Raw genomic sequence first — 18,046 nt, forward strand, 5'->3', positions numbered from 1 at the left:
GTGATCTCCTTGAAGACGGGAACAGAACCGGAAATGCCGGCTGCTTCCAGATTGGCAGTTGAGCGCGGCGGGCGTTTGTTCTGCATCAAGACCGCTGCATCGACGCCCATGGGGCGGTGGAACGACTTTGCACGAGGTCGGAATCCGCCTCGACGCTGTCAGGTAAACCTGACAGGGCATGCTGCAAGCCTGACATCAGTCTCAGCCCTGCCTGATTTCGAAAGGCACGGCCGGCGACGATACTGGGCACATGAGCAACCGCACCCAACTCCACGACCTGACTGTCTACATCCTCGAGCACGCGAGTCCGATCAGGACGCGGCAATTGCGTTTGCTCCAGGCTGTGGCCGGTATGCAAGTGGTCGGGGCAGGTACGGATGCCGAAGCCGACTTGCCGGCACTCGAGGCGCTTCGCCCCGATGTCGTGCTGGTCGGGCTGCGCACCGGGCAATCATTAAGGCAGGTCCGGTTGCTGACAGCAAAACTGCCGGGTAGCACCTTGATCGTGCTGTCCAACAGCGGGTCTGCGCTGATGCGCGCGGCCTGCCTGAGGGCCGGCGGAAGCTACTGCTTCGACAAGACGCTGGAAGTCGACAAACTGCGCACCGCTCTGCTGGAGATTTCCGGCGCAGCACAAAGAAGCAGCGAACCATAGGAGTAACGGGTTATCGGGGCCGGCGGACGTGCTCCTGATAGCACCGCCATCTGGAGACAACGATGTTCGGAACCAGCGATTCGCCTTCGGCCGACCTCGAGCAGCACGCCATCAGCGCCCCCCTCGACCGCCAGGCAAGGCTGTCCACCGCAGATGCACCGAAGCCGGGTGCGCAGTGCTCCACCTGCATGCTCCGGCACATCTGCATGGCGTCCAACCTTGACGAGACGGATGTCGCGCGCCTGAACAGCGTGGTGAGGAACTGGAAGATGGTCAGGCAAGGGCAAGCGCTCTACCGTTCCGGAGATCCGTTCCAGAGCATCTACGCGCTGCGTTCGGGCTCGATCAAGACCGTGCTCTCTCATCCGAGCGGTCGCGAATGCGTGTCCGGCTTCTTCCTTCCCGGCGAAACGCTTGGCCTTGACGGCATTTCGACCGAGGTCCACACCTGCGACGCCATTGCCCTGGAAGACAGCGCCGTCTGCGTGATCCCGTTCCACCTGCTGGAAGCGCTCTGCCGCGAAGTCAAATCGCTGCAACAGCAGGTCCACAAGATGATGAGCGCGGAAATCGTCCGTGAGACCGGCCAGATGATGCTGCTTGGCAACCTCACGGCGGAACAACGCGTGGCAGCCTTCCTGCTCAACATCTCGCGTCGCCTGCAGCGCAGAGGCTATTCGCCCACTTGCTTCACGTTGCGCATGACGCGCGAGGACATCGGCAGCTATCTGGGCATGACCCTGGAGACCGCAAGCCGCACGCTGTCCCGCTTCCAGCAGGAAGGACTGATTCGGGTACAGGGCAAGCAGATCGAACTGCTGGATCTTGAGGCGCTCGATCTGCGATAAGCCGATGACTTTACCCATGCCCGTCGGCGGGGATAGCGCGATGCTGGCCAACGAGCTGAAGTTTGCTGCCGGGGAAGGCCAGGGATCCGAGCCGCTGACCTTCAAGCCGCTCGGCATCGACACCTGGCAGGAGCATGTCATCTACCTCCACCCCGACTGCCCCGTGTGCCGAGCCGAAGGCTTCGCCGCGCAGGCACGGGTGCAGGTGCGGATCGGCGACGCCAGCATCATTGCCACGCTGAACCTGGTTGGCGCGCCATTGCTTGATACCGCAGAGGCCAGTCTTTCCGCCAGCGCTGCGCAGGCACTGGCAGCGCGCGCCGGCGATATGGTGACGGTGAGTCACGCGCCGGCCCTGGAATCCGTACGCGCCTTGCGTGCGAAGATCTACGGCCGCCGGCTCGACGGCGCACAGATCGGGTCCATCATCAGCGATATCTCGGCGGGGCGGTACCCGGATGTGTATATCTCCGCATTCCTCGCCGCGTGTGCAGATGGCCGCATGAACCGGCGGGAAACGGTGGACCTGACACGTGCCATGGTGCACTCGGGCGAGCGGCTGTCATGGAGCCAGGCCCTCGTTGCCGACAAGCACTGCGTCGGCGGGCTGCCCGGCAACCGGACCACGCCGATTGTCGTGGCGATAGCAGCAGCCGGAGGCCTGGTCTTGCCGAAGACGTCTTCCCGGGCGATTACCTCTCCGGCCGGTACCGCGGACACGATGGAGACATTGACCCGCGTGGCGCTCAGTGCAGCGGAACTGCGCCACGTCGTTGAGCGGGTCGGGGCGTCGCTGGTCTGGGGCGGCGCGCTGAACCTGAGTCCTGCTGACGATATCCTCATCCGCGTGGAACGCGCGCTCGATATCGACAGCGACGCGCAGCTGGTTGCCTCCATCCTGTCCAAGAAGGTTGCGGCAGGCTCGACGCACATCCTGATCGATGTGCCGGTTGGCCCCACCGCCAAGGTACGCGAGGACAGGGACCTGGAACGGCTCGAAGCCGCGATGCGGCATGTGGCGGAGGCGTTCGGCCTGCACATCCTGATGGTCAGGACCGACGGGACCCAGCCGGTTGGCAAGGGCATCGGCCCCGCGCTGGAGGCGCGCGACGTCCTGGCGGTACTGCAGCGCACGGTGGCGGCGCCGCCCGACCTGCGCGAGCGCTCGGTCATGCTCGCGGGCGCGCTGCTGGAGTTCTGCGGGGCAGCACCAAAGGGCACGGGCGAAAAGGCCGCCGGCCAGCTACTCGACAGCGGCGCGGCCTGGCGCAAGTTCGAGGCGATTTGCGAAGCGCAGGGCGGCTTGCGCGTCCCGGGCGAAGCCATCTTTCGCCGCGACATCGTCGCTCCCCACCCGGGCAGGGTGATCGCCATCGACAACCGCCACATCGCCCGCACCGCAAAGCTGGCAGGCGCTCCGATGCGGCAGGTGGCGGGCCTCGAGATGCGGGTACGGGTCAACGACGAAGTCCGCGCCGGACAGCCGCTGTTCACGGTCCATGCCCAGGCCTCGGGCGAACTCGATTACTCGTGCAGCTATGCGCTGGCACACCCTGCGGTCTCCATCGAACCGCACTGAGAAGATCGGGCGTGCGTGGAGACGTGCGTGCCTCAGATGTCCTCTTCCTCGTCGAACAGATGGTTGCGCATGGCATAGCGCAGCAGCGCCGCTTCGCTGGGCACGTGCATCTTTTCCATCAGCCGCATCTTGTAGGTACTGACCGTCTTGACGCTCACGCACAGTGCTGTCGCGATCACAGTCAGCGGCTCGCCCAGCACCAGCCGCCGATAGACTTCCAGCTCGCGGTCGGACAGACGCAAGTGCGGTGCTTCTTCCTGATGTTCCTGCAGGCTGGTCGCCAGCTTGCCGGCAATCGCCTGGCTGACGTACGTGCCCCCGCTTGCGACCTGGTTGATCGCCGAAACCAGCTCGGTAGCAGCGCTCTCCTTGGTCAGGTAGCCCGCCGCACCGGCCTGGAACGCGCGCACGATATACTGCTGCTCCGCATGCATGGTCAGTACCAGGATGCGCAGCGCCGGCTGCTCGTCCCGCAACAGGCGGATCAGTTCCAGGCCGCTGCGGCCCGGCATCGACAAGTCGAGCAGCAGCACCTGCGGCGCGCAGTCGCGCACCAGCTTCATGACCTGGGTGCCGTCGGCGGCTTCGCCTACCACATCGAATTTGCCGGCGCGCTCCAGGATATGCTTGAGCCCGTCGCGCACGACAGCATGGTCATCGGCAATGAGCACGCGCGTCATTTCATATCCCTTTTTCTCGTGGAATCTGTACGGTCAGCCGGAATCCCTTGCCGGGTTCGCTGTCGATCGCCACCGTGCCGCCAAGCAGCCGTGCCCGCTCCCGGATTCCCAGCAGCCCCAGCGACTTGCGCGGCTCGGTGCCGGAGGGCTTCTTGTCCCATCCGACACCATTATCCTGCACCCGCAACTCGATCTGCCCGTCCATCCGGGCCAGTGAAACATCCACGGCCGTTGCGTCAGCGTGCCGGACGACGTTGCTGAGCGCCTCCTGCACAATGCGAAACATGGCGATGGCGGTCTGCTCGGGCACGTCCGCATCCACGCCATCCACATTCACCGGCAGGCCATACCGGCTCGAAAAGTCATTGGCCAGCCACTCGATGGCGGTCAGCATGCCCAGTTCGTCAAGCAGGGCTGGCCGCAGATCACTGGCAATGCGGCGAACCGACGCGACCGTGTCGTCAATGACGCCGTTCATGCCGGTGAGGTCCGCGAGGATTCCGCGCGTGTCCCTGCCCTCGCTGACATCCGCGGCAAGCATGGTCATGTCCATCTTCAGCGCGCTCAGCCGCTGGCCCAGGTCGTCATGGAGTTCGCGTGCGATGCGGCGCTTCTCTTCTTCCCGGGTGGCCAGGATGCTGTCCGAAAGCTGCTGCAGTTCCTCTCGCGATCGGCGCAGCGCCTGCTCGGCGCGTACGCGTTCCGTGATATCGCGCAGCATCACCGTATAGAGGCTGACACCGCCGTCCGCGATCTGTGAAATCGAAGCCTCGATGGGAAACTCGCTGCCATCGCGGCGCAGCGCATAGAGGGCGCGCTGTTGCCCCATCTGGCGGTCCGACACGCCCGTCACGCCGAACCGGCGCACATGTGCGTCGTGCGCAGCGCGAAAGCGCTCGGGAATGAAATCGCCAAGCGGCCGGCCAATCGCCTGGTCGGCCGGCCACCCGAACAAGGTTTCCGCCATGGGATTGAACAGGATGACGTGCTGGGCGCTGTCCACCGTGATGATGGCCTCCATCGAGGAACGGATAATGCCGGCCAGCCGCGCTTCGCTTTCCCTGACACGGTGGAGACTGGCATGCATGGCTTCCTCGGCGCGCGCGCGTTCGGTGATATCGCGCAGCATGACGGTGAATAGCCTCGATCCGCGGTGAGTCGTTTGCGAAATCGATGCTTCGATCGGAAACTCGGTCCCGTCGCGGCGCAGTGCATAGAGTGCGCGCTGGCGCCCCATCTGGCGATCCGAGACTCCGGTGACGCCGAACCGGCGCACATGCGCCTCATGCGCCGCCCGGAAGCGTTCCGGGATGAAGTCCGTCAGCGGTCGGCCGATCGCCTGGTCGGCCGGCCATGCGAACAACGCTTCTGCCATGGGATTGAACAACACCACGCGCTGGTCGGCATCAACGGAAATGATGGCCTCCATGGACGAGCGAATGATCCCGGCAAGTTGCGCCTGGCTGTTTTGCGGCTTGCGCAATGCGCGGCACGCGCGGCGTCGGGCCCCGCGCATCCGGATCGAATAGGTACTTATCCCTTTGGACATACCTGGCGCCCTAGCCGGCAGATTAACGCACAATCCTGAACACACTATAGGAGTGCTGACGCCATGTACAACCGCGGTCGGACAATCCCGCCGCCGCTATGCATTTGGCAGGGGCGCAACGGCTCAGTCCAGCTCGAGATATCTCGAAAGCACTCTTCGCACAACGAAGGTTATCAGGAGATACAGGGCCAGGATCGGGACCAGCATCGTCCATAGGTATGAGGGCGGCTCATGCAGATGGAGGACAGACGCGGCCGGCGAATACGGCAGCCAGACTCCCAGTACGCAGATGGCGCCTGTGGCCGCAAGCAGCGCCGGGCTGGCACGGCTCTCGATGAACGGGATTCTGCTGGTGCGGATGATGTGGACAACCAGCGTCTGGGAAAGCAGCGACTCCAGGAACCAGCCGGTCTGAAACACCGGCGCATTGGCCGGACTATTGGCGCCGATCCACCAGTACAGCCCCGCAAAGGTCAGATAGTCGAAGACTGAACTGACGGGGCCGAGGCACAGGATATAGCGCCGAACCTTGGCGACCTCCCAGCGGCAAGGCCTGGAAAGTGCGCCGTCATCGACGTTATCGGTCGGCAAGGCGGTTTGCGAGATGTCATAAAGCAGGTTGTTGGTCAGCAGTTGAATGGGGGCCATGGGCAGGAAAGGCAGCCAAGCGCTCGCACCCAGGACGCTGAAAATGTTCCCGAAATTGGAACTGGCCCCCATGCGCAGGTACTTGAGCAGGTTGGCGAACACGCGCCGGCCTTCCAAGACGCCGTCGTACAGCACCGTCAGGCTCTTTTCCAGCAGGATGACACCCGCCGACTCCTTGGCGATGTCCACCGCGTTATCGACCGAGATGCCGACATCCGCCGCCTTGAGCGCCGGGCCGTCATTGATCCCGTCCCCGAGCACGCCCACCACCCTGCCCTGTGCACGCAGCGCCCGGACCAGTGTCTCCTTGTGTGCGGGGTTGAGCCTGGCAAACAGGCTATTGTCCCTTGCCACCTCGGCCAGTTCCGCCGGCGTGAGCCGGTCCAGATCGCTACCGAGGACAACACGGCCGGCGGGCAGGCCGACCATGCGGCAGACCTTGCTGGTGATCCTGGGGCTGTCACCGGTCAGGATCTTGACCTCGATGCCGCTCTTGCGCAGCGCGGCCAACGCCGCGGCCGCGCTCTCCTTCGGCGGATCGATGAATGCGATATAGCCGACCAGTTCCATGCCGGCTTCATCCGCAACACCGTAGGCATGCGATGGACCTGCCGCTGGCACGCGTTTGCTGGCGATCGCTATGACCCGGAAACCGTCCTCGTTTAGCCGCTCGCTCTGCCGCATCAGGTCGGCCCGGTGGACGGCATCGAGCTCCACCACCGTATCGCCGATCCGCGCCGTGGCGCTGGCGTCGAACACTTCCTCCACTGCGCCCTTGCAGATCAGCAGACGCCGTTCATCTCCAGGCTGGCTGCTCTCCACCACGACCGACATGCGCCGCCGGGTGAAATCGAACGGGATCTCGTCAACGAGATGCCATTGCTCATGGATGCCGATGCGTTGGCCGACGTCCTCGTGCTGGAGCACCGCCACATCGAGCAGATTGCGCAAGCCGGACTGAAAGAAGCTGTTGAGATAGGCAAACTCCAGAACCTGCTCGCTTTCTCTGCCGCTGAGGTCGAAATGGTGCTTCAGGATGACGCGGTCCTGCGTCAGCGTTCCGGTTTTGTCGGTGCACAGCACGTCCATCGCGCCGAGATTCTGGATCGCGTTCAGGCGCTTGATGATGACCTTGCGCCTGGACATCACCAGCGCGCCCTTGGCCAGGTTCACCGTGACCAGCATGGGCAGCATCTCGGGCGTCAGGCCGACGCCGACAGCGACGGCAAAGAGCAGCGCTTCGAACCAGTCTCCTTTTGTCAGGCCGTTGATGACGAACACCAGCGGCGCCATCACGACGATGATGCCCAGCATCAGGCGGCTGATTTGCCCCAAACCCTCCTCGAACGCTGTAGGCGGCTCGCGCGCGGCGATCGAGCGGGCAATGTGGCCGAACACCGCATGGCGGCCCGTCAGCACCACCAGTGCCGTTGCCGTCCCGCTCACGACCGCAGTGCCCATCAGTGCCAGGTTGGCAATGTCGCCGGCCGTCTCGCCGCTTGCACCATCGACAGCAAACTTCTCCACCGGCATGGATTCCCCGGTGAGCGCAGCCTGGTTGACGAACAGATCTTTCGCGGTCAGGAGGCGTACATCCGCCGGGACGAGATCCCCGGCGGCAAGATGGATGACATCGCCGGGTACCAGTTCGGCGATAGGGATGTCGCTGGTTTGCGACTGCGCCCCGGCCGCTGGCCGGCGCCGCACGGCGATGACGGTATGCACCATCGCTCGCAGTGCGGCGGCCGCCTTGCCCGATCGACTCTCCTGCCAGGTCGCCAGTACGACGCTGAGCGCCACCATGCACGTAATGACCGAAGCGGCCTGCCAGTCGTGGATCAGACCCGACAACGCGGCCAGGCTGAGCAGCATCAGGTTCAAGGGATTGCGCAGCCGCGCGAGAAGATCCGGTACGAAACGGTGCCGCCGCTCCGTGGCAATCTGGTTGGCGCCATGCTCGAGCCTGCGCGCCGGCACTTCCGTAGCGATCAGCCCTTGCTCATCTGCATCGAGCATTGCGAGCGCCTGAGCAACGCTTCCCGCCGCGGCCCCGGCCAGCAACGGCGGAACATCACTGGCACCCGGGCGAATGGCCGGACGGTCCGCGGCGGCTGCAGTGCCCGGCGTTTCGCTCAACGCTGCGCGGGTGGCGGCCTGCGCGACCTTCATTGGCATGGCCGGACCATGAACTCAGGTCTCGTCTTTCGCCCTGACAAGCAAGACTGGCACCGGACACTGGCGCACCAGGCTTTCGGCCACACTCCCGAGCAGCAACCGGCTCATGCCGTGGCGGCCATGCGTGCCGAGCACCACGAGTTCGGCAGCACTGCTCTCGACAAGCTGGCGGATCTGGTGGGCGATATCGCCGAGCGCCACAATCTCGTCGATCATGACGGTCTGGCAGCGCACATGCCTGGCCTTTGCTTTTTCCTGTGCCTCGGCTAGCAGTTCTTCACCGCCCTTGATCAGGCCGGCACGCAGGTCGGTCAGGTCAACGTAGCCCATGTCATATTTCAGGTAGCCGTTGTCAATCACGTGGACGACCTGCAACTCGGCGTCGCAGATGGCGGCCAGTCCGATCGCATGGTCCAGGGCCAGGTCGCTGCAGTGGCTGCCGTCGACTGCCACGAGAATCCTCTTGTACATTCCATCTCTCCTTCAATTGCCACACGGCGATGACCGGAAAACTAGGCCTCTCTGGGCGATATCCACACAGGTCTGAGGATGGGTGCAGGCGTTGTCTGGCGCGCCCGCAACGCCGCAGCGAAGGCAGCCAGCGGTTCAGCAGCCGCTCCGCTCAGCACGTCGCGCTGCTTGAGCACGAGGGCAGGCGCCGGGGTCTTGCCGGTCAGGAAGGCAATATCGTCCTCCGCGCGGAAACCCCCGCGCGAGGCCATGACGCAGACCGCGGACACGGTACCGGAGAACGGCGCATGGTCCAGCAGGAACTTGCGCATGGGCGCCGCCAGCCGCCCGAGCCATACCGGCGCCACGACAACCACCTGGGCGCAGTCACTGGGCAACGGACCTTCGTAGCGGTATGCCGGCGTGCGATGCAGCAGCATGTCGAGCACGCAGCGCAAATCGCCGTATAAGCCGGCCCTGGGCTTCTCGTCCCGAACTTCTGCCTGCCGCCACCCGGTGTACGCCGCCAAGGTCTCCGCGACTTGCCTGGCCGTACCGGTCCGTGAGTAATACACGATCAGGCTTTCCAATTCTTCCGACATGGGATGCTCCTCACCCGACGCCGGTCGCTCCGGCCCATGCATGAAATGCTAGGAAGCTGCGGCGAAGCCCCCTTGATGCATGTCAATCTGTCGGGATTGGGGAGGACCCGCTTTTGCCGGATTCGGCCGCACCCTTCAATTTGACATGCATCAATCCCCAATGGATCGCCTGATCTAGGATTCCCAAGAGGCATTTTCCTGTCACACAAGGGAGTCAAGCATGTTTGCAACCACAGACCCGACGTTTGAAATGATCCGCAGCGGCCACGAGGCAGCGCTGCGTGCGCTGATCCTGATGGAAGAGGCCCGGCAGGCAATGCTGAAGCTCCAAATCAAGGCCCTGGAAGACGACATCAAGGGCGGCCAGCGCATGCTCACGGCCATGTCGGCTGCGCCCGACTGGAACGCCTTTCACGGCTTACCGACCAAGATGCTTGCAGAGCAGATCGAACGCAATGCGGAATTCGCCCGTGCGGCGGGCAAGCTTTCCGTTGAAGCGGCATCTGGCTTTCTTGAGCACCTTCGCGCCGGCACGGAACATTGGGCCGAGTCCCAGCGCAACGCACTTGGCGCTGGCGGCGGCTTTATCCCGCCCCTGACCGAACTCAAAGGCATCTTCGACAATGTCAGCCAGGTCATGACGTGGCCGGTGGCTCAGGGAAGCCGCCAGCCGGTAGCAACTGCGGCCGGGAGCTGAAGCCGTGCCCGTACAACGGGTAGCCCTCGTGACCGGGGGAATGGGCGGGCTCGGGGAAGCCATTGCAATCCGCTTGCTGGCCGACGGCATGCAGGTGATCGTTACCCATTCCGAGCACAATGACCATGTTGCCAGTTGGTTAGAGCGTCAGCAGGAAGCGGGCCGGGAGTTCATGGCGTTCCCGGTAGACGTGGCGGACTTCGAGTCATGCCAGAGGTGTGTCTCCCGGGCGCTGGCCGAAGCCGGCCAGGTCGACGTCCTCGTGAACAATGCGGGCATCACACGCGACAAGACCCTGCGGCACATGGACAAGGCAGACTGGGATGCGGTGCTTCGCACTGACCTCGATTCTGTGTTCAACATGACGCGGCCACTATGCGATGGCATGGTGGCGCGCGGTTGGGGTCGGATCATCAACATCTCGTCGGTGAACGGATCCAAGGGCGCGTTTGGCCAGACCAACTACGCGGCGGCAAAAGCCGGCATGCACGGCTTTACCAAGGCGTTGGCGCTCGAACTGGCCAGCAAGGGCGTCACGGTGAACACCGTCTCGCCGGGCTACCTTGCAACTCGCATGGTGACCAGCATGCCAGCCGAGATTCTCGAGAAGCATGTACTTCCCCAGATCCCGATGGGCCGGCTTGGCCGGCCGGAAGAAGTGGCGGCGCTGATTTCTTACCTGTGCTCACCGGAGAGTGCCTTTGTCACGGGCGCAAACTTTCCGATCAACGGCGGACAGCACCTTCAATGAAACCCAAGGAAGCGTTCCTGACAACTATCCCCGCGGGAACAGTGGCGGAATGCCCGCCCGCCTCGGATGAGCCGGTATACCGGGACTTCGACCGACAGGTCCGCGCAGCACTGGCACGTGTCACCGGCGGCATATCGCTGATTTCGCTTGGCCTGGCGGGCGCGGACTGGCTGCTCCAGTCTGCGATTGCCCCGGGAAAGGTCACCCAGGCGGTAGCCGAAGCGGGACGCCAGTGCCTGGCCGATGCCGTGCGCTGGCTACCATTCACCGATTCGCCATCCGCCCTTGCACCAACCGATTCGCGATTCGCTGACAACGGCTGGGAGGCCTGGCCTTTCCGTTGCTGGCGCGACAGCTTCCTTCGCAATGAGGCACTCTGGCAGTCGCTGACCAGCGGCGTAAGCGGCTTGTCCCGCCACCACGAGCGTGTGACGGCATTCTGCGTGCGCCAGTGGATCGACATGTGCTCGCCGGGCAATGTCTGGTGGATGAACCCTGGCGTCATTCGCGAAGCGCGGCGCACATCGGGCGCGAATTTCATTCAGGGCATGCGGCACTGGGCCGAAGATTTCGCCGATGTGGTCGGCAACCTGCCAGGCGCCGCTGCCCGGCCGCCGGCGCTGGCCTACTTGCCGGGGAAGGACGTCGCGATCACGCCTGGCAAGATCGTGTTCCGGAACCCGCTGTTCGAACTGATCCAATACACACCCACCACCGCGCAGGTGTGGCGGGAACCCGTGCTGATCGTGCCGTCATGGATCATGAAGTACTACATCCTGGACCTGCAGCCGCACGACTCGCTGGTCCGCTACCTTGTCGGCCGCGGCCACACGGTCTTCATGATGTCATGGAAGAATCCCGGGGCGGCAGCGCGTAACCGCGGCTTGCACGACTATCTGCATGACGGCATCCTTGCCGCCGTTTACGCGGCGCAAGCACATTGCGACGGCGCGAACATCCACGTGGCCGGATACTGCCTGGGCGGCACGCTGCTGGCGATCTGCGCGGCGAAACTCGCGCGCGACACCGACGGCGAACCGCTGGCGACGATCACGCTGTTCGCCACCGAGACCGATTTCTCCGAGCCCGGCGAACTTGGCCTGTTCATCGACAAGAGCGCCGTAGACACGCTGGACGCCCTGATGTGGAACCAGGGCTATCTGGATGGGCCCCAGATGACATCGGCCTTCCAGATGCTCAACGCCCGCGACCTGGTCTGGTCGCGCATGATGAGCGAATACCTGCTGGGACAGCGGCTGCGCGCCAACGACCTCATCTCGTGGAACCGCGATACCACCCGCCTGCCCTACCGCCTGCATTCGGAATGCCTGCACAAGCTGTTCCTGTCGAACGAACTGGCCGAAGGAAAGCTCTGTGTCGGCGGTGGCCCAGTCGCGCTGTCGGACCTGAACCGGCCGATCTTCATGGTCGGGACGGAGCACGACCACGTATCGCCGTGGCGCTCGGTCTACAAGCTTCATCTGCTCGCACGGACGGACCTGACCTTTGTGCTCACGTCGGGGGGCCACAACGCGGGCATCGTCTCCGAACCCGACCATCCGGGGCGGCGGTTCCGGATCACGACGCGCGCTCCCGGCGCGCCATACCTCAGTCCGGAACGGTTCCTTGTCAAGGCAGCGCGCCACGCTGGCTCTTGGTGGCCCGCATGGAGCGATTGGCTGGCCCGCGCGTCGTCCGAGCGGTGCCGCGCCCGCGATCCGGCCCCGCATGCCCTGTGCGATGCGCCAGGCGAGTACGTGCACGAGCGGTGATGGCCAGTGCCGGCGGCTGAGCCGCAGCCGCCGGCACCTGCACGGTATCAGTCCGCTTTCAGTCCAGACGATAGGTCTTTCTGTACTCCGGCATCGTCACCTGCCATCCCAGCCCGCGCTCCACGCGCTGGCGCATGGCATCACTGGCATCCGGTTCCCCATGCACGATGAATACGCGCCGGGGCGGCGCCTGGAACCCATTGAGCCACGTCATCAGTTCGTTGGCATCCGCATGTGCCGACATGCCATGGATCTGCTCGACCGCGGCGTGGATCGCGACGTCCTTCCCGTGGATGCGCAGCTCGCGCTGCCCGCCCGCAAGCGCCGCGCCCCGCGTACCCGGTGCCTGGAAGCCGGATAGCAGAATGGTGCAGCGCGGGTCCCTGCCGAAGGTGGCAAGGTGGTGCACCACACGTCCGCCCGTCGCCATGCCGCTGCCCGCAAGGATGATTTTGGGCGCGTGATCCTGGTTAAGCCAGACCGATTGCTCCACGCTCTGCACCGGAATCGGCAGTCCGCACGCGGCCGCGCATGCGGCCCGGTCGATCCGCAGTTCATCGGGATGCAGGCCAAAGATCTGCGTCGCGTCGATGGCCATCGGGCTGTTGAGGTAGATCGGGATATCGGGCATGCGTCGTTCTTCGAGCAAGCGATGCAGGCAATACAGCAATGCCTGTGTGCGTCCGACCGCGAATGCCGGAATGACAAGGGTGCCACCGCGGCCAAGCGTGCTGCCGACAACGGCGGCGACCGCATCGAGCGGATCTTCGTCCGGGTGAATGCGGTTGCCATAGGTGGACTCGACCAGCAGGCAATCGGCCTCGCGGATGAACTCGGGCGGCCGCATGACAATATCGTTCTGCCGGCCGAGGTCTCCCGAGAACACGATGCGCTGGCCCCCGGCATGCAGCGTCACTGCCGCGGCGCCGATGATGTGCCCGGCATGGTGAAACTCGGCTTCAATGTCGGGCGTCAGTGAGAATCGCGTGCCGAACGGCTTCGGTTCCAGGCGACGCAGTGCACGCCCCGCGTCCGCGCTGGTATAGAGCGGCAAGGCGGGGCGGTGGCGCGAGAAGCCTTTCCGGTTCGCATACTCGGCATCCTCCTCCGCCAGCGACGCGCTGTCCGGCAAGAGGATGCCGCAGAGCTGCGCGGTACCCATCGTGCAGAACACGGTCCCGCGGAAGCCGTTGCGCACCAGCAGCGGCAGATAGCCGCTGTGGTCGATATGCGCATGGGTCAGGATCACGGCATCCAGGGTGGCCGGGTCAACCGGCAACGGGTCCCAGTTCCGCAATCGCAATGATTTAAAGCCTTGAAACAGACCGCAGTCGACCATCACACGGCTGTGGCCGGTGTCCAGTATGTATTTCGAGCCGGTGACGGAATCCGTGGCCCCCAGGAATTGCAGTTCCATGCGTGACTCCTGATCAATGAGACAGCAGCAGCGGGACCGGGCACGCGTGCATCAGGGTCCGGGTCGTGCCACCAAGTATCAATTCGCGCACGCGCGAGTGCCCATAGCCGCCGGCAACGAGCATCCCGGCACCGAGCACGGACACGGTTTCAAGCACCACGGTTGCGACATCTCCCGAAGTCTGCTCCGTACGCACGGCGGCAATGACGCCATGTCGCCTCAGGTACTGGCGCAAGCCGGCCACCGGTTCACTGTTGGCATCGGGGCTGCCCTTCTCGTCCCAGACCGCAAGAATCGTTACCTTGCTTGCACAAAGCAGCAACGGCATGGCGTCGGCCACGGCTCGTGCCGCTTCGCGGCTGCCATCCCATGCGATGACCATGTGCACGCCATGCAGTGGCACGGGACGGGGCGGCACCAGCAGAACCGGCCGGCCGGCATTCAGCAGCACATACTCCGCGGTTCGCTGCATCGTGCTGTCTCCGGCAGGCAGCGAGCCGCCAATGACAATGATGTCGGCAACGCGCCCTTCCTGCGCCAGCACCCAACCGAGCTCGTCTTCGACAACATGGTGGGTAAATGGCGTACCGTATGCCGTCTGGCTGACGGTTTCACCGAGCAGCTCGCCGGAAGCCGCCGTTTGCGCCAGGCGCCTGCGGCGGGCGTGTTCCGCGAAACTGGCTGCGTCCTCTCCGGCGCGAAAGAGCGGATCCATTCGTATGCCGGTGGCACTGACCCCGACCACGTGCCCGCCAAACCGCGCGGCGAGTTCCGCTGCCATCCGCACCCGCGCTTCACAGCCGTCATCCGTGCCGAGCGCGACCAGTACTGTTCTGTAGTCCATGAGCCCCTCCCAGGCAATCCACGATCCGGACTATCCGGCGAACCTTGCGGGCGCGCAGGACCGCCAGTGCTCCGTGCCGACGCCCGCGCGCACGGCCTGCACCGCTGTCGATACCGACGCCCGCGGCGTGGGCGGGCGCAAGAAATTGGGTATCGACGTGCAGGCACAGCACGACAACACGGCGCTCCACATCAGCAGGCGCCGGGCGGCCACCTGCAACCGTGCGAATGAAGGAACGTTCAGGGCCATGTGCATCCCCATCCAACCATCAATGCGACAGCAAGACCGGCACGGTCATGGATTCGAGGAGCGTACGTGTCACGCCGCCGAGCACCAGCTCGCGCATCCGGCCGTGTCCGTAGGCACCCATGACGATCAGGTCCGAGCCCTGATCCGCGGCGAATGACAGCAGCATCTGCCCTGTATCGTCACCGCTGGCCGCAGTGAGGTCGTGAAGCCTGGCCTGCACTTCATGCCGGGCAAGCCATTCGATCGCATAGCGCGGCGGCGAGAGCCATGGGTTGAGCGCCGTGTCCGGCTGGTCCCATGAGATCACGTCGACGGTCTGCGCACGCCGCAGGAATGGCAGCGCATCGTGAATGGCTCGCGCGGCCTCGCGGCTCCCATTCCATGCGACGAGGACATTCTTCCCCGGATGCGGAAACTCCCCCGCATAGGGCACGACCAGCACCGGGCGGCCGCATTGCAGCACCACGGACTCGACGAAGTGATGTCCGGCGAAGGCATCCTTGTCGGCAGGATTGTGCTGCCCCAGTACAAGCAGGTCGGCCGTGTGGGCCTGCGCGACCACGCTGTCGGCCGCAGCCCCCTCCGGCGCATGCCATTCGGTCGGAATCAGCAGTTCATCGGTGGCGCCAAAGAAGGCGTGGCGTGCCACTTCGCCGATGTGCTTGTGCCATTCTCGATAGGAGTCAAGGTAGCGGTCCCCATCGACCAGATAGCGAATGGAACTGGGATCCGCTTGGCCGACCGCGAGCAGTCCAACCAGCGTTGCGTGAAAGCCCTGCGCCAGCCGGATGGCGATGTGCAGCCGCTGGTGCGTGCGGCGGCTGGCATCCAGATGAACCAGGATGGTGGCATAGTCCATGGGCAATCTCCGTTGCGCGGTGTGCTACATCAGCATCTGCAATGTAGGTCGCAGCGCATCCGCGCAGTTGTCGCACGTCAAGATTCGCGATGGTCGCCACCCAAGACCCCGGACGCTCGTCCGGCTTGATACGCGTCAAGTCCTGTTGTGTGGCGGCATCTAGCCTTCAGATATCCGCTGCCATCCGCTTGCGCAACACGCGGAGCGGCCAGGATCCACCGCCGTTGAGCAGGATTGCCGCCATGAGTCAGATTCTCTTTCCCGAGTCCGTACCGGCGTATTGCCCGGCCGGCCCAAGCCTGCAGTGCCCGGCGCAGATCGACGGCGCCGCCGCGACATTCGAGGTGACGGCGGAGGCATTGGAAGACCATTTCGGTGCCCGCTCGTATCTTTATGAAGACCTCGCGTCCGCGTTTTCGGCGCATCGCGGTGCCATCGAGAATGTCGCGCGGGGCGTGTTCGAGATGACTGGCGCCCATAACATCGTCCTGCATAGCGGCCATTTCCGTTTTTCCGCTTAGGCGAGTGCTGGGCAAGAGAGTCCCATCGCAAGCACCACAGCGTTCGCGGCAACGTAGCGCGCATCGTTGCCGCCAGGGCGTCCGCGCGCGGCCTGAACCGTGCCTATTGCTTCATGAGAGCGCCGTGGTTGTGATGTTGCTGATCTCCCGCCACAGCATCAGTGCCATGGTCAGAAAGCTGAGCGTCGAACCAGTTGTGCAGCGCACTTACCAGCGCCGTGTCTTCCGTGCGATAGATCAGCTCCGCGCCTGAAGGAACTTCTTTGTACTCAATTTTGATTTGCCCTGGCTTGGCTGCCTTGAGCTCGGACAGCGAAGCCATGGCTGGGCCGTGGATATGCGTGGGACCAGAGAAATCGCCCTGTGAGAACTGCTGCTGGATAGTACGCAAGTGCTCTCGCACAAGCGCAACCTGTTCCGTATCGGAGGGGACCTTGACGATAACGCGCTGAATACCACCGTCTTTCGTTTTGGTGAAGATGTGCGTTGTGCCCTTAAGGGTGAATGGCATAACGTCAGCGCCTAGTCGGGCGACTTCTGCCTGACGCTGGATGTCCGCCGCCTTGGCCGCACTCGCAATCGCGAGGGCGGTGACAAAGGCAATCTTAAGAAAGGGCTTGAGGTGTGCCATGAATATCCTCCTCACGTGCCACGTCACGTTTTCTTAATGACAGGGCCGCTTTGGCATGAACTCCCACATGGTTGTGTCGAAACCGGGACAGTCGAGCTGCCACTGTGGTTTGCGCAACCGTCAGTCGTGCACGAGCAGCGCATCGGCGGTCACCCACGCGCCCCGAGTCAGCTTGGCGGGTGGCCTCATAAGGCGTTGAGCGGAATCTTCAGATAGCGAACTCCATTCGCCTCGGGCGGAGGCAACTCACCGGCACGAATATTGACTTGCACCGCCGGCAATATCAGCGTCGGCATTGCCAGGGTTGCATCACGCGCCTGACGCATGCCCACAAACTGCTCCTCGCTGACACCGTCGTGTACATGGATGTTGCATTTCCGCTGCTCACCCACCGTGGTCTCCCACGCTGGCCCGCGCCCTTCTGGCGGATAGTCGTGGCACATGAACAATCGCGTGTCACCCGGGAGGTCCAGCAGCTTGCGGATGGAGTGATACAACGCGTGTGCATCCCCTCCGGGGAAGTCGCAACGGGCAGTGCCGACGTCAGGCATGAATAGCGTGTCGCCAACAAAGACGGCATTCCCGAACTGGTATGCCATGTCCGCTGGTGTATGCCCGGGCACGTGAATGGCCTTGCCGGTAAGCCCACCGATGGAAAACGCCTCGCCGTCCTCGAACAGGTGGTCAAACTGTGAACCGTCAAGGCGGAACCCGGGCTCCAGGTTGAAGAGCTCCTTGAACACGCCCTGCACGCGACAGATGTTCCGGCCGATGGCGATGCGGCCACCCAACTGCCGCTTGAGGTAAGGCGCCGCAGAGAGGTGGTCGGCGTGCGCATGTGTCTCGAGAATCCATTGGACGCGCAGGTCATGCTCGCGGACGAATGCGATGACCTTATCGGCGCTTGTCGTGGAGGTCCGACCTGATTTGGGGTCGTAGTCCAGCACCGAGTCGATGACCGCGCACTCGCGGTGCTCCGCTTGATAAACCACGTAGGTCACGGTCCAGGTCGCCGGGTCGAAGAGCGGCTGAATGGTCGGTTGCATGCTCGCCTCCTTGGATGTAGACATTCTATTCACACACATTTTATTGTTCAATATACTATTGGATAATGAAGTG

The 18,046-nt window shown here is 63.9% G+C and carries 17 protein-coding genes; 7 read left to right on the top strand and 10 right to left on the bottom strand.

From position 1 onward, the window contains the following. The first annotated feature begins 250 nt into the window (after positions 1-250). The 3 genes from KHO41_RS35605 (at position 251) to KHO41_RS35615 (ending at position 3,082) form a co-directional block, all read left to right on the top strand. Entirely contained in the window at positions 251-655 is a 405-nt protein-coding gene (locus KHO41_RS35605) for a response regulator (RefSeq protein WP_211957926.1), read from the top strand. A 62-nt stretch (positions 656-717) separates the two neighbouring features. After that, positions 718-1,503 carry a helix-turn-helix domain-containing protein gene (locus KHO41_RS35610; protein ID WP_211957927.1) on the top strand — a complete coding sequence of 262 codons (786 nt, stop codon included), beginning with the start codon at positions 718-720 and terminating at the stop codon, positions 1,501-1,503. A gap of 40 nt (positions 1,504-1,543) precedes the next feature. Then, positions 1,544-3,082, top strand: a complete 1,539-nt coding sequence (locus KHO41_RS35615; protein WP_211957959.1) for a thymidine phosphorylase family protein — start codon at positions 1,544-1,546, stop codon at positions 3,080-3,082. Between the two features lie 32 nt (positions 3,083-3,114). Here KHO41_RS35615 and KHO41_RS35620 read toward each other — a convergent pair whose 3' ends face one another. The 5 genes from KHO41_RS35620 to KHO41_RS35640 all read right to left on the bottom strand — a co-directional run bounded on the left by KHO41_RS35620 (position 3,115) and on the right by KHO41_RS35640 (position 9,186). Then, complete coding sequence (locus KHO41_RS35620; RefSeq protein WP_211957928.1) at positions 3,115-3,762, bottom strand: response regulator; 648 nt, start codon at positions 3,760-3,762, stop codon at positions 3,115-3,117. A 1-nt stretch (position 3,763) separates the two neighbouring features. Beyond that, positions 3,764-5,311 (bottom strand): PAS domain-containing sensor histidine kinase, encoded by a 1,548-nt coding sequence (locus tag KHO41_RS35625; RefSeq protein ID WP_211957929.1) that lies wholly within the window; start codon positions 5,309-5,311, stop codon positions 3,764-3,766. A 123-nt stretch (positions 5,312-5,434) separates the two neighbouring features. Further along, a complete protein-coding gene (gene mgtA, locus KHO41_RS35630) occupies positions 5,435-8,128 on the bottom strand; it encodes a magnesium-translocating P-type ATPase (protein WP_244874179.1) in 2,694 nt (897 codons plus the stop codon). Positions 8,129-8,149: 21 nt separating this feature from the next. Beyond that, positions 8,150-8,605, bottom strand: coding sequence for a universal stress protein (locus KHO41_RS35635; protein WP_211957931.1), 456 nt, complete (start codon positions 8,603-8,605; stop codon positions 8,150-8,152). Positions 8,606-8,646: 41 nt separating this feature from the next. After that, entirely contained in the window at positions 8,647-9,186 is a 540-nt protein-coding gene (locus KHO41_RS35640; protein WP_211957932.1) for a flavodoxin family protein, read from the bottom strand. 220 nt (positions 9,187-9,406) lie between these two features. Here KHO41_RS35640 and KHO41_RS35645 point away from each other — a divergent pair, with 220 nt between their 5' ends. The 3 genes from KHO41_RS35645 to KHO41_RS35655 are packed head-to-tail and all read left to right on the top strand — an operon-like array spanning position 9,407 to position 12,406. Continuing rightward, positions 9,407-9,883, top strand: coding sequence for a hypothetical protein (locus KHO41_RS35645; RefSeq protein ID WP_211957933.1), 477 nt, complete (start codon positions 9,407-9,409; stop codon positions 9,881-9,883). Between the two features lie 40 nt (positions 9,884-9,923). Further along, positions 9,924-10,634: an acetoacetyl-CoA reductase gene (phbB, locus tag KHO41_RS35650; RefSeq protein ID WP_244874185.1), complete on the top strand. Its 711-nt coding sequence runs from the start codon at positions 9,924-9,926 to the stop codon at positions 10,632-10,634. Continuing rightward, positions 10,631-12,406 (top strand): PHA/PHB synthase family protein, encoded by a 1,776-nt coding sequence (locus KHO41_RS35655; RefSeq protein ID WP_211957935.1) that lies wholly within the window; start codon positions 10,631-10,633, stop codon positions 12,404-12,406. The genes phbB and KHO41_RS35655 overlap by 4 nt, the downstream gene beginning before the upstream one ends. A gap of 58 nt (positions 12,407-12,464) precedes the next feature. Here KHO41_RS35655 and KHO41_RS35660 read toward each other — a convergent pair whose 3' ends face one another. From KHO41_RS35660 to KHO41_RS35670, 3 genes are all read right to left on the bottom strand, one after another. Continuing rightward, positions 12,465-13,823: an MBL fold metallo-hydrolase RNA specificity domain-containing protein gene (locus KHO41_RS35660; RefSeq protein WP_211957936.1), complete on the bottom strand. Its 1,359-nt coding sequence runs from the start codon at positions 13,821-13,823 to the stop codon at positions 12,465-12,467. 13 nt (positions 13,824-13,836) lie between these two features. Further along, positions 13,837-14,667: a universal stress protein gene (locus tag KHO41_RS35665; RefSeq protein WP_211957937.1), complete on the bottom strand. Its 831-nt coding sequence runs from the start codon at positions 14,665-14,667 to the stop codon at positions 13,837-13,839. 268 nt (positions 14,668-14,935) lie between these two features. Then, positions 14,936-15,775: a universal stress protein gene (locus KHO41_RS35670; protein ID WP_211957938.1), complete on the bottom strand. Its 840-nt coding sequence runs from the start codon at positions 15,773-15,775 to the stop codon at positions 14,936-14,938. 242 nt (positions 15,776-16,017) lie between these two features. On the opposite strand from KHO41_RS35670, the gene KHO41_RS35675 reads away from it, so the two are divergent. Further along, complete coding sequence (locus KHO41_RS35675) at positions 16,018-16,296, top strand: DUF1488 family protein (RefSeq protein ID WP_211957960.1); 279 nt, start codon at positions 16,018-16,020, stop codon at positions 16,294-16,296. A gap of 103 nt (positions 16,297-16,399) precedes the next feature. Here KHO41_RS35675 and KHO41_RS35680 read toward each other — a convergent pair whose 3' ends face one another. Together KHO41_RS35680 and KHO41_RS35685 are read right to left on the bottom strand one after the other, a co-directional pair. Next, positions 16,400-16,927 (bottom strand): aspartate carbamoyltransferase, encoded by a 528-nt coding sequence (locus tag KHO41_RS35680; RefSeq protein WP_211957939.1) that lies wholly within the window; start codon positions 16,925-16,927, stop codon positions 16,400-16,402. Between the two features lie 185 nt (positions 16,928-17,112). Continuing rightward, the gene (locus KHO41_RS35685) at positions 17,113-17,973 is read right to left on the bottom strand and encodes an MBL fold metallo-hydrolase (RefSeq protein WP_211957940.1); all 861 of its coding nucleotides are present in this window, start codon (positions 17,971-17,973) and stop codon (positions 17,113-17,115) included. Positions 17,974-18,046: the final 73 nt, after the last annotated feature.

Source organism: Cupriavidus numazuensis (genome assembly GCF_905397435.1).
GTDB classification, from domain to species: domain Bacteria; phylum Pseudomonadota; class Gammaproteobacteria; order Burkholderiales; family Burkholderiaceae; genus Cupriavidus; species Cupriavidus numazuensis.